Origin of the sequence: Halobacillus sp. (assembly GCF_049282395.1) — a bacterium.
Classification (GTDB): Bacteria; Bacillota; Bacilli; order Bacillales; family Halobacillaceae; genus Halobacillus.
The window spans coordinates 1-11,027 of record NZ_JBAPTY010000248.1 but is presented as its reverse complement, the minus strand read 5'-3'; the positions used below and the strand labels follow the sequence as shown (position 1 = coordinate 11,027).

The following is an 11,027-nucleotide window of genomic DNA, read 5'->3' as shown; positions in this document are numbered from 1 at the left end:
ACTAATACTATTCGTGTAGGGTCTGGAGGCGTCTTACTCCCTCAGTATAGTCCCTTAAAAGTAGCGGAGAATTTTAGAATGCTTGAAAATTTCCATCCCGGAAGGATTGATTTAGGTTTGGGCCGTTCACCGGGTGGGGGCAAGAAAACCAGATTAGCTCTGACAGATGGTCTTGAAAAGCCGTTGAGTTCCTTTTCGCGGCAGGTAAAAGAACTTCAGAAGTTTTTATTTCAGTCTATGGAAAAGGGAGATCCCTATTTTGGTGTTACGGCACGTCCAGATAGTTCATATCAGCCGGAAATCTGGATATTAGGATTAACGGAACGTGGAGCAAAACATGCGGCTATGCATGGAACAGGTTTTACTTTTGGTCATTTTATTAATCCTGATCATGCATCCGACACATTGCAGACCTATCGAGAAAAATTCAAGCCTTCCTTAGCTCGCAGTCAACCCGAGGTAAATGCTTGTGTGTTTGTTGTCTGTGCAGAGACAGAAGAAGAAGCAGAAGAAATTGCTAAAAGTCAGGATATGTGGCTCTTACAAGTTGAAAAAGGTCTGGAGACTAGAATTCCTCCTCAGAACGAAGTTATTCATGACACTTTGACAGACATTGAAAAGGATAAAATACGTAACAATCGAAGAAGATGCATCATTGGAGATCCTGTACAAGTAGTGGATCAATTGCAAGGACTAGCTGATGAGTACAGGATTAATGAACTTTTATTGATTACCAACATTTTTGATTTTGAGAAAAAGAAATATTCTTATCAACTGATTGCTAATGAATTTGCAAATAGGGCAAATCATAACTGAGAAAAACTCCTCCATTCACCCATACCACCTTTCAAGCTTCTGCATATATAAGTAGTGAAAGGGGGAATTAATGTGAGTAGAGGATATGGTGGAGGCTTTGCGCTAATCGTCGTGTTGTTTATTCTCCTTGTTATTGTAGGAGCTGCATGGTTGTATTAATAGTTGAAAGTGTGGCATACGCCACACTTTTTCTATGGATTTCTAATGGACTAGACTGAATAAAGTTAAGTTCTCAAGATCTTTGTTTTAAAAATTTTTCATCTAGGCTATAATGGGTTACATTACGTTACAAAGGAGCGAACAATCCACATGGATCATTCCCTGATTGGAACGATACAGAGTTGTAAAGTATCAAAGAAAATAACCAATGGATTTATAGTAAAGTACAACGACACAGAAATATTGCTGCCAGATGAAGCAGTACATGAGGAGATTGATTTAGATCAGTCTATAAAGGTATTTCTTTACACAAATAAAAAAGGACAGGCTGTTGCAAGCATGACTATTCCTGAAGTAACCCGTAATTCCTATGGATGGGCCGAAGTAGAAGAAGTGGTGACGAACATGGGTGTATTCGTGAATATAGGGTTAGAGGATAAAGAGATTTTAGTTTCAACAGATGACCTTCCATTGCTAAAATCAGTCTGGCCGGTGAAAGGCGACTTTTTATTTGTCAGCTTAGAATTAGATAAAAAAGGGCGTCTTCTGGCTGAACCTATTACAGAGCAGGAAGTTTGGGATGATTTAGAGCCGGCACCCGCTTCTATTTTAAATACGGAAACTCAAGGAAGAGTGTACCGCTCAACAAAAGCTGGCTCATCGGTATTAACAGAAGAAGGGTATAGAGGATTTATCCATCCCAATGAACGCAAAGAGGAACCAAGATTAGGAGAAACTGTAATCGCAAGGGTAATTGATGTAAAAGAGGATGGATCAATTAACTTATCTTTACGTCCAGTTAAGAAAGAAAGTCGAAAAGAAGATGCTGATGTCATTCTTGATTACTTAAAGGAAAATGATGGGATCGTCTATTTAGATGACAATAGCGATCCTGAGAAGATACGTGAAATTTTTCAAATTAGTAAGTCAGCATTTAAAAGAGCCGTAGGCAAATTAATGAAAGAAAATCAAGTGGAGCAGAAAAATGGAGCAACTAAATTACTTCATAGTTCTGACTAATACTTAGTAGCAACTCCGAACACAAAATAAAAAAATAAATCATCCATAATATTAAAACCGCCATCTGTAATAACAATTGGCGGTTTTAATATTTAATCCTCATATGTTACTTCGGTACCATCCTGATAGGTTACTTCTAATTTGAATTCCTTATAAGGAGCGTCGAGTCCAAGAACTGTAAGCACTTCGCTGATTACTTCGTCTTCTGGTGTGTTCTCATCAAAACTCATTTCTCTAAAATGGGGGGAAAGCTGGTTAAATGCTTCTTCTCCTGTAACTTTCTGCCGATCAAAATCGTCAATACGCGCTTCTTTTCTGTTCTCTAAATTAACATAATCAATGTGGTAAGATAGTCGATCTACATAATCAACTTCCAGCTCGAACCTATTAAAGTTAAACGGCCGCGATTCATTAACTTGCTGATAAGAAATACTTTCTGGTGCTGGCTCATTTTGAGAAGGTTCACTGGATTGATTATTCGCATTGTTACATCCTGCTAACAATAAAAGCAGCAAGATAAACCATGTACTTAATAATTTCAATAAAATCACTCCATTCTTTTATTATCCATAGGATTACCAAAAAAGCCGGTTTTCATAATCTATATTCAAGCACAATAGTTAGCTGCAGAGTTTGCTCATGTTATGATTAACATATAGTCGTAGATCCTCTGAGACTATTAAAGGAGAATCAGCCCATGAAGAAAAAAGTTTTATATGGGATGTTGTTTGTATTAATTGGTTCATTATTTACAGTGTCTGTAGCAAGTGGACACTTATCCGGACAAGAAAAACATCAGAACGAAGAGGAAGGTGATCTAACCGTGACTAACTATAACGGAGAGACTGTCACTTATTCTAAAAAGGAATTAAAAGACATGTTAACGTCAGTTCAATATAAGGTTACGCAAAAAGATGGTACGGAACGAGCTTTTGAAAATAAATATTGGGATAACGCCGATGAGGGAATTTATGTAGATATCATTTCCAAAGAGCCTTTGTTCAGTTCCGTGGATAAATACAAATCTGGAACTGGATGGCCAAGTTTTACTCAACCGCTTGCGGAAGAGAATATTGTAACTAAAAAAGATCCAGGTATTTTTGGTTCCCGAACCGAAGTTAGAAGTAAGGAAGCAGATTCTCATCTTGGCCATGTATTTAAAGACGGTCCTCAGCCTACAGGACTAAGGTATTGCATGAATTCAGCCGCACTAGAGTTCATTCCAAAAGAAGAAATGGCGGACCGTGGCTACGAAAAATATTTAGATGAATTCGAACAGTAAATTTTAAGAAGCAGGAATCTCCTGCTTCTTTTTTCATGCTACAATGATAATGATTATCATTGACTTTCTAGTTATATTTCTCTATACTGTCTATTGATAATGATAATCTTTATCAATAGATAGTAATACATATCATTGCTGAAATACTCAAACTAGAAAGGGAGAGCAGACTTTATGAAAAAGCTTAGCATTTTAGGACTAGTGTTATTTTTAGGGATTCTTGCAGCATGCAGCGATAATTCCGACCCATCAAATAAAGGGGAAGAATCCGCTTCAACGGAGTCCGAGTCAACTGATGATAATAGTACAGGCTCTATCGCATTTGAAGACGGAGTAGGTGAAATGACTATAGATGGGGTTCCTAAAAAAGTAGTAGTTTTAGAGTGGACATATGTTGAGCACTTATTACCGTTAGATGTGGAGCCTGTAGGAGTTGCAGACCTGGAAGGTTATAATAAATGGGTGAACGTGGGAGACCCTCTAAGTGACTCTGTCACGGACGTGGGCACAAGGTCAGAACCCAATTTTGAGGCGATTTCCCGATTGGATCCTGATTTAATTATTGGAGCAAAATATCGCCATGAAAGTTTTAAAGATCAATTGGAGAGTATTGCTCCGACCGCCTTATTTGATCCATATTCTGAAAAGGGGGCAGAGGATCAATACCAGCATCTCCTAAATGAGTTTAATACCCTGGGTAAAGTATTCAATAAAGAGGAAAAAGCTAAGCAGTATATTAAACAGATGGAGGCAACTTTTAAAGAACAGGGAGAACGTATTCAAGAGGCTGGGTATGAAAACTTGAATGCAGTGGTAGCGCAGGCTTTTACTTCTCAGAACACACCTACGATGCGGCTATTTACCCACAACTCGGTTATCGCTGGAGTTCTCAATAAGATGAATGCAAGTAATGCGGTTAAAACCGAGAAACCTGAAATTTATGGCTTCATCTCGACCAACGTTGAAGCTTTACAGAATTATCAAGACTCACACTTCTTCTTTTTAGTCCAAGATGACGATCCTATCTTCGATAACCTGGCGGATAATCCGGCGTGGACAAATCTTAATTTTGTGGAAAAAAATCACACTTACAAGTTGCCAGGAGATATGGGAACGTTCGCAGGACCCCTATCAGCAGAAAGGTTTTCTAAAGAAATAGCGGATGCACTAGTAGAAAAATAATAGGTGGAAAAAGATCACTTTGGCATCTTCTTATTTAACCAGATTTTGTCCAAAGTTTCCTAATATTGTACTATATTAAGAAACAGGGAGGTTTCTTATGAAATTCAAAGGGTTCTCAGCTTCACAAATTAGAGTAGCGAGGCCAACCGATCGATTACCAGAAATTACAGCTTTTTATGAAGAAGGAATAGGATTACCTAAATTAACTCATTTTATTAATCATGCTGGGTATGATGGCGTGGTTTTCGGCTTACCCGATTGTCAGTATCAGTTAGAGTTCACTACTCATGAAGAGGGGAGTCCATGTCCCGCTCCCAGTAAGGACAATTTATTGGTGCTTTACATAGCTGAAAATAAAGAAATTCAATCGATAGTAAGCCGTTTAGCTAATCAAGGTTTCCATCCGGTAGAACCCGAAAATCCCTATTGGGAAGAAAAAGGGATCACTATTGAAGATCCTGATGGTTGGCGCCTGGTACTGATGAATAACGAGGGTATATGAGAGGGAGAATTTAATTATATGCTTACTTTAAATGAAATGAAGCCAAAAGTTTTCGATGAACTAATGAAAGTGGAAGTTCAAAATTATGCAGATGAAAAGGTTAAAGCTGGTACCTGGACGCAAGAAGAAGCTCTTCAGAAATCAAAAGAATCGTTTCAACATCTCTTACCCGATGGGCTTCAGACGGATCATCATTTTTTATTGTCTTTGAGTAAACCTGATACGAATGAATCTATCGGGTATTTCTGGTACCATTTTGATGAGAACCACCCTCAAAAGGAGGCATTCATTTATAACTTTTTAATTTTTGAACCATATAGAGGACAAGGCCTTGGACGAAGAGCCTTAGAATCCTTAGAAAAGCATGTAAAAAAGCAGGGTGTAAAAAAACTTTCCTTGCACGTTTTTGCTCATAACAAACGTGCCATACATCTCTATCAACAAGCTATGTACGACATAACTGACATTAATATGTCAAAAGACATTATTTAACTAGTTGACATTGCAAGTGAGAATGATTATCGTCTATGATAGCAAAGAAAATAATCTAACTGTAGGTGAAACCATGGATCAAAATAAAAGTGAATTAGCCAGAATTATTCGTGAGCGCCGCTCCGTAAAAAGTGGTTATGTAGATAAAGAAGTTCCTGAATCCCTAATTAAAGAACTCTTAGATGACGCTCGTTGGGCCCCAACGCATGGATTAAGAGAACCGTGGCGTTTTATATTTATTCCAACAGAAGAAAAAGATCATTTTGTGGAAGATATTGTGCAGACTTTTCCAAAGGATAGACAGGAAAATAGAAGAAATTATTACAGTCAGCCTAAAGCTTTTTTAATTGCTGTAATGGATGAAGATCCACGTCAGAAACAATGGGAAGAGAATTTTGGAGCCATCAGTTCTCTTATACAGAATTTCCAGTTGTTAGCGTGGGAAAGAGAGTTAGGAGTTGTTTGGAAAACAAATCCACAAATCCATGAGCCTAAGGTTCGTGAAATGCTGGGTGTGCAAGCCGGCGAGAAAATAGTAGGCTTTCTCCACCTGGGTTACTTTGATCAGGAGCCAAAAACAAAACGTAGAACTCCTATGGAAGAAAAAATTACTGTATATAAAAAGAAATAATGATACTGGCCTCCTTAAAACAGGAGGCTTTTTTAGATCTATAAATTATAAAAACCACTGATAGAGGAGATGTAGGAGAAGAGACTTAGGCCAAGGCAAGGCGAAATGAATATAACCATACCACATAATTGAAGTCTATTAAAAGCACACGAAGACTTTATGATAGACTCAGGGCATGGTTGGTTTTATGATAATAGTAAAGATGTTCATAAAGGGGATTCTCAATGAATTTTGTAGCACTTGATTTTGAAACAGCCAATTCCTCACGTGGGAGTGTCTGTTCCATTGGATTAGTAGAGTATGAAAACGATGAAGTAAAACATGAATACTATCGTTTGGTAAAACCTAAAAAAAATTATTTCTCCTCAAAGAATGTAAGTATACACGGGATAACCAGGGATGATGTAGCCGATGCATACGAGTTCGATATCTTATGGAAAAATGAAATCCAACCCATGGTGGAAGGTAAGTTTCTAGTGGCGCATAATGCGCAATTTGATATGGGCGTACTTCGTGCCGTTCTCGATCAATACCTGCTTCCATATCCACTGCTTGCTTATAACTGTACTTTAAATATCTCTAAGAAAACTTGGGAGCTGCCGCGTTACAACCTAAAGTCTGTATCAGACCATATTGGTTTTCGATTTAATCATCACCACGCCCTGGAGGATGCACAGGCCGCTGCTCATATCTTACTTAAGGCTTGCGAAGAGCTAAAGGTTGAAGATACTAAAGATCTTGTTGAGAAGACACAAACAACGAACGGCATGATGTATGATCAGCAATATGAACCTGCACGATTGAATAAGAAGAAGAAAGCGAAAAAGCCAGAGAGTTTGAATTATGCAGCAGCTACTAAGGAAATCGATCCCAGCCATACCTTTTATGGTGCTTCATTTGTGTTTACAGGAAAGTTATCCGCTATGAATCGGGAAAGAGCTGTTCAGACTGTCGCTAACTTTGGCGGGCATACCTATCCAACAGTAGAAAGCAATACAAATTACTTAGTTGTTGGCAGCAAAACGTACGAACAATATCTACTGGGAAAGAAAAACAGTAAGTTAGAGCGAACCGAAACGTTGTTAAGTCAGGGTCATTCCATAGAAATTCTTCCTGAAAATGAGTTTCTGAAATATTTATAAGGTTTACTGAGGCATAACTTTACAAGTTTTTAGCTACACAGTTCAAGTGTCTTTTATCTTTTAATAAAATCGGGTGAATGGCCAGGGAGTGCTCTGATAGGCGTCCCAAATTTATACCTGCCCCATAATAATAGGATTGCCATACAATTTTTGTACAATATTGTTCATGATCATTATATCCAAGCGGTGTGAACACTTTATAGTCAGCTTTTGGATAAGTGGTATGAAGATGGTCAAGGTATATGCAGGCTTTCATCCCCGTCTCAGGATCTCTAGCAGAAAAAATCGTAATGGATCGGAATTTATTAAAATAACGGCTGATTGGGTCTTTCATTAACCCAGAAGGGATCGAATGAATAACCTCTCTGCGAGAATTTACTATTCCTACGTGGCCCGCATATTTTGATTCACTTTTCCCAATGGGAGTAAATAATAAATCGCCCGGGGTTATGATTATATTTGTACCAGGATACGTAAGAGATATCATATTTTCATTAGTCGGGGCTTGAACTTTTCCTGGCTTTACTGCATAGGCTGCTACTCCTGCAAAAACTGCTAAGATAATGGAATATAGGCGTTTTCTCATAACTTTTCCTTTCCGATTATAAATAATTTTACATTCATGATATCACATAAAAGATTTTAACTGGAGAGGAGGGAAGGTAATTTCTAATGGGGGTAATGTGATGAGATCAGAAGAAGAGATGATGCAACTGATTCTATCAGTAGCTGAAAAAGCCAGTTCTGTTAGAGGGGTAATTATGAATGGATCACGAGTTAACCGGAATGTTACTCCTGATCCGTTTCAAGATTATGATATTGTCTATGTGGTCACTGAGATAACCGCCTTTATTGCAGAACATTCATGGGTTGATGTTTTTGGTAAAAGACTTATCATGCAGCTTCCGGATGAGATGGAATTGTGTGACGTGGATCATAAACCGAATCTAAAATTCTCCTACTTAATGCAGTTTATGGATGGGAACCGGATCGATCTTACATTATATCAAAGAAATCATCTTCCTGAGAATCTAGATAGTTTAAGCATTGTTTTACTGGATAAAGACAACAACCTGCCAGCTTTACGAGAACCTGATGACAGTGATTATCTAGTAAAAAAACCGTCCCATGATGATATTGAAAGCTGTATCAATGAATTCTGGTGGGTAAGCACTTATGTGGCAAAAGGACTGGCCCGGCGTCAGCTTCCGTATGCCAAAGAAATGATGGAAGGTCCCGTAAGAAGGATGCTTAAACGCATGATGAGCTGGAACATTGGTGCAAAAAATAACTTCCAAGTAAATGTCGGCAGTGCCGGAAAATATTTCGAACATTTTTTAGAAGATCATACTTGGAAGGATTATAAAAGAACATATGCAGATGGGGAGTACCCGAACAATTGGAAGGCTCTATTCCAAATGTGTGAATTATTTATTACTTTAACAAGAGAAGTTACTTCCCATCTAAATTATCTGGACCACGATTCAGAGGAAATCCATGTTTTTGAATACTTAAAACATATACATAAAAGTTCAGCCGGTCAGCAGGATTCATATTAATCAATCGGATCTTCTGCTTTTCCGTATCGGATAACATCGTATACAGCCAATCCATCACTTGGTTTCCCCTCATCATCACGGTAAGGGAATAATGAAAAGAAAATAAAGTAGACTGAAAAATAAGAGTATTGATAGAAAAATAAAGCCGGAGGCAATATATCTGCAAAGATAAGATAATTAATCATGAGAATTACCAACATGTTAAAGATACTTCCCGCTAGATATATAGACACATGCGCCCACGTTTTATTATAGGTTAGATCTTCATACTGACACCAGCCTTCCATGAAATACTTCTTTTTCACCTCTAATTTTCCAAGGTTGAAAATGGTCTTCCCAGTACCTATACAGAAATGAATCTTCCCCCCAAACAAACGGGCCACCCATACGTGTCCTGCTTCATGTACGAGTGTAACGATAGGTAATATAAAAAAGAAATTAATAAAGAACATCGGTAAATCACTTAAAGTAAACAATTTCAAAACCTCCATATTCTAACATCTATATAAGACTCTTTTATAATAAGGCACAAGGCAAAGCTTACCCCAATTTCTTAAATAAAAACTATTTTCAACCGAAAACAGCTAGAAATAGGAAATATATCACCGGTTATTTTTCGAATATAGGATCATTTTTTCAAAAACAGCTTATAATCAGATTTTTTGAGAAGGATAATGGATCATTTACTATATAGAAAAGGTAAATTGGGTTTAGTTTATGGTGTATTCTTCAGATGTAATGCCAAATTTACGGTACAGGAACGTATGTTCTTATTTTTCGTTCAGTTATTTACTTAACAAATAGCCTTAGTTGATTAAAGCAGCTTTAATGAGAAGACGGCAGAAGGATTGAAACTGGCCATAGTATATTGGAGAGATATAGTTAGAAGAAAAAAGGGAAGGATCAGGTACTTTATGTAAACTTAAGAGTCTACATAAGTGATATTTCCAAATATAAAACCAGGATGATGCTAATATTCTAATAACAGTACATGAGCAGTTTAAAAAACTCTTTAAAATTAAGCTTTCTTAAGAGGTTTACTGCTCAAAAGAAGGTAGCGAATTTAACTTTAGAATATTTAAAGTGCTAAAATTACGGAACGAGAACAAAGGTTCGCTTTAAATGTAATGGATGAATGTAATGAACAAACTCGAATATTAACCATTATAAAAGGAACGACAATATACCAGTGAGTATAAATCATAAGAAAGAAGAATTACTTAATCCAGGATTGATAAATGAGAATTTTAACAAGAGTTGTTGAACTGAAGAATTGCGTATCATTTTAGCGGGTGGAGTAGGGTTTACATGACATTATATACTTGTCGATTATTTTAAAATTCTAGTTTACATAATATATATTATAGGAAGTAAATGAAATTGTTTCTTTATTGTCTCAAAATGCAAGTTTACTTATGATAGTGAGACAGAATAGAATTTTTTGTTAGTGGATCTTAACATGTTTTCCTGTTATGATTTGAACTTATTCTGTTAGTCCTAGATAGCTGAATTACATTCTAAGTTGAATCATTAGTTCATTATTCTTTTTTCTTTTATGACTTATCACTTTTTTTAATCTCGTTAAGTGTTAATTAAATAATTATGGTCTTTGTGTTATTCCTGCAAACTATTCCAGCAGTTTACCTTTTCGTTTTTTAAGTATGTAAATAGTTATCAAATGAAATCTTACTATATCTTTAAGTTGGCTCACTCCTGTAATTTTCAGTAAAATGGATTTGTTTGTATTATGTACTTTGTTTTTTTTTATAGTTTGGAGTTGCTACTAAGTTTTAAGTCAAAGTGCTTTCAACAGCTGCTCCGTTATAGTCTGCACTTTTAACCACACCAATTCCGGATCCCTTGGAAGATTGATAATCCTGTGCGTGCATAATTTTGTTGTATTGATCGATAACTTCGCCGGAATTCGCATCGACATAAACAGCCCAGTTCCCCCGGATTGTCACCCAGGAAATTCAAAAAGGCATTAATTACTTATAGCTTCTTTTCCTTTTAAACTGGTGGTTCGTTCTTTAATGAACCAATTTACAAAACGTTTCCCTTCCCCTCTTTTTAACCCTTCTGGAGCTTTCGATCTTGCAGTCCCTTGTTGTTTATAATGAATTTTATTTTTTATTTGTAGTTGGAGTTGCTACTAAGTTTTAAGTTGGAAATCGATAAATTAGCCTTTGGTAGAATGAATTCTTTATTAAGAACGTTTGTTAATGGTTGTATTTTGTTATGT

The 11,027-nt window shown here is 36.8% G+C and carries 14 protein-coding genes; 10 read left to right on the top strand and 4 right to left on the bottom strand.

The features are described 5' to 3' along the window. From WAM07_RS10675 to WAM07_RS10665, 3 genes are all read left to right on the top strand, one after another. On the top strand, positions 1-816 hold an 816-nt coding region (locus tag WAM07_RS10675; protein ID WP_422166717.1), incomplete at its 5' end, for an MsnO8 family LLM class oxidoreductase. Positions 817-888: 72 nt separating this feature from the next. Beyond that, positions 889-975: a YjcZ family sporulation protein gene (locus WAM07_RS10670; protein ID WP_422166718.1), complete on the top strand. Its 87-nt coding sequence runs from the start codon at positions 889-891 to the stop codon at positions 973-975. Between the two features lie 150 nt (positions 976-1,125). Beyond that, on the top strand, positions 1,126-1,995 hold the full coding sequence (locus WAM07_RS10665; protein WP_422166715.1) for a S1 RNA-binding domain-containing protein: 870 nt from the start codon (positions 1,126-1,128) through the stop codon (positions 1,993-1,995). A gap of 92 nt (positions 1,996-2,087) precedes the next feature. Here WAM07_RS10665 and WAM07_RS10660 read toward each other — a convergent pair whose 3' ends face one another. Then, positions 2,088-2,537: a YusW family protein gene (locus WAM07_RS10660; protein WP_422166713.1), complete on the bottom strand. Its 450-nt coding sequence runs from the start codon at positions 2,535-2,537 to the stop codon at positions 2,088-2,090. A 155-nt stretch (positions 2,538-2,692) separates the two neighbouring features. Here WAM07_RS10660 and msrB point away from each other — a divergent pair, with 155 nt between their 5' ends. The 6 genes from msrB (at position 2,693) to WAM07_RS10630 (ending at position 7,226) form a co-directional block, all read left to right on the top strand. After that, entirely contained in the window at positions 2,693-3,277 is a 585-nt protein-coding gene (gene msrB, locus WAM07_RS10655; RefSeq protein ID WP_422166711.1) for a peptide-methionine (R)-S-oxide reductase MsrB, read from the top strand. 174 nt (positions 3,278-3,451) lie between these two features. Beyond that, positions 3,452-4,459 (top strand): ABC transporter substrate-binding protein, encoded by a 1,008-nt coding sequence (locus tag WAM07_RS10650; protein WP_422166709.1) that lies wholly within the window; start codon positions 3,452-3,454, stop codon positions 4,457-4,459. Between the two features lie 97 nt (positions 4,460-4,556). Then, entirely contained in the window at positions 4,557-4,961 is a 405-nt protein-coding gene (locus WAM07_RS10645) for a VOC family protein (protein WP_422166707.1), read from the top strand. Positions 4,962-4,979: 18 nt separating this feature from the next. Beyond that, on the top strand, positions 4,980-5,453 hold the full coding sequence (locus tag WAM07_RS10640; RefSeq protein ID WP_422166706.1) for a GNAT family N-acetyltransferase: 474 nt from the start codon (positions 4,980-4,982) through the stop codon (positions 5,451-5,453). A 73-nt stretch (positions 5,454-5,526) separates the two neighbouring features. Then, the gene (locus WAM07_RS10635) at positions 5,527-6,084 is read left to right on the top strand and encodes a nitroreductase family protein (protein WP_422166704.1); all 558 of its coding nucleotides are present in this window, start codon (positions 5,527-5,529) and stop codon (positions 6,082-6,084) included. A 224-nt stretch (positions 6,085-6,308) separates the two neighbouring features. Then, positions 6,309-7,226, top strand: coding sequence for an exonuclease domain-containing protein (locus WAM07_RS10630; protein ID WP_422166702.1), 918 nt, complete (start codon positions 6,309-6,311; stop codon positions 7,224-7,226). Positions 7,227-7,245: 19 nt separating this feature from the next. On the opposite strand, the gene WAM07_RS10625 is transcribed toward WAM07_RS10630, so the two are convergent. Continuing rightward, positions 7,246-7,812, bottom strand: coding sequence for a hypothetical protein (locus WAM07_RS10625; RefSeq protein WP_422166700.1), 567 nt, complete (start codon positions 7,810-7,812; stop codon positions 7,246-7,248). Between the two features lie 100 nt (positions 7,813-7,912). Between WAM07_RS10625 and WAM07_RS10620 the strand changes: the two genes are divergently transcribed. Continuing rightward, on the top strand, positions 7,913-8,785 hold the full coding sequence (locus WAM07_RS10620; protein ID WP_422166698.1) for an aminoglycoside 6-adenylyltransferase: 873 nt from the start codon (positions 7,913-7,915) through the stop codon (positions 8,783-8,785). On the opposite strand, the gene WAM07_RS10615 is transcribed toward WAM07_RS10620, so the two are convergent. Together WAM07_RS10615 and WAM07_RS10610 are read right to left on the bottom strand one after the other, a co-directional pair. Continuing rightward, entirely contained in the window at positions 8,782-9,261 is a 480-nt protein-coding gene (locus WAM07_RS10615; protein WP_422166696.1) for a site-2 protease family protein, read from the bottom strand. The genes WAM07_RS10620 and WAM07_RS10615 overlap by 4 nt on opposite strands. Positions 9,262-10,575: 1,314 nt before the next feature. Beyond that, a complete protein-coding gene (locus WAM07_RS10610; RefSeq protein WP_422166695.1) occupies positions 10,576-10,749 on the bottom strand; it encodes a hypothetical protein in 174 nt (57 codons plus the stop codon). Positions 10,750-11,027: the final 278 nt, after the last annotated feature.

What these genes read in the sequence shown, in the direction of transcription:
- WAM07_RS10620 (WP_422166698.1), top strand. Translation starts at nt 7,913, where the DNA reads ATGAGATCAGAAGAAGAGATGATGCAACTGATTCTATCAGTAGCTGAA.
- WAM07_RS10635 (WP_422166704.1), top strand. Translation starts at nt 5,527, where the DNA reads ATGGATCAAAATAAAAGTGAATTAGCCAGAATTATTCGTGAGCGCCGC.
- WAM07_RS10630 (WP_422166702.1), top strand. Translation starts at nt 6,309, where the DNA reads ATGAATTTTGTAGCACTTGATTTTGAAACAGCCAATTCCTCACGTGGG.
- WAM07_RS10625 (WP_422166700.1), bottom strand. Translation starts at nt 7,812, where the DNA reads ATGAGAAAACGCCTATATTCCATTATCTTAGCAGTTTTTGCAGGAGTA.
- WAM07_RS10665 (WP_422166715.1), top strand. Translation starts at nt 1,126, where the DNA reads ATGGATCATTCCCTGATTGGAACGATACAGAGTTGTAAAGTATCAAAG.
- WAM07_RS10650 (WP_422166709.1), top strand. Translation starts at nt 3,452, where the DNA reads ATGAAAAAGCTTAGCATTTTAGGACTAGTGTTATTTTTAGGGATTCTT.
- WAM07_RS10640 (WP_422166706.1), top strand. Translation starts at nt 4,980, where the DNA reads ATGCTTACTTTAAATGAAATGAAGCCAAAAGTTTTCGATGAACTAATG.
- msrB (WP_422166711.1), top strand. Translation starts at nt 2,693, where the DNA reads ATGAAGAAAAAAGTTTTATATGGGATGTTGTTTGTATTAATTGGTTCA.
- WAM07_RS10645 (WP_422166707.1), top strand. Translation starts at nt 4,557, where the DNA reads ATGAAATTCAAAGGGTTCTCAGCTTCACAAATTAGAGTAGCGAGGCCA.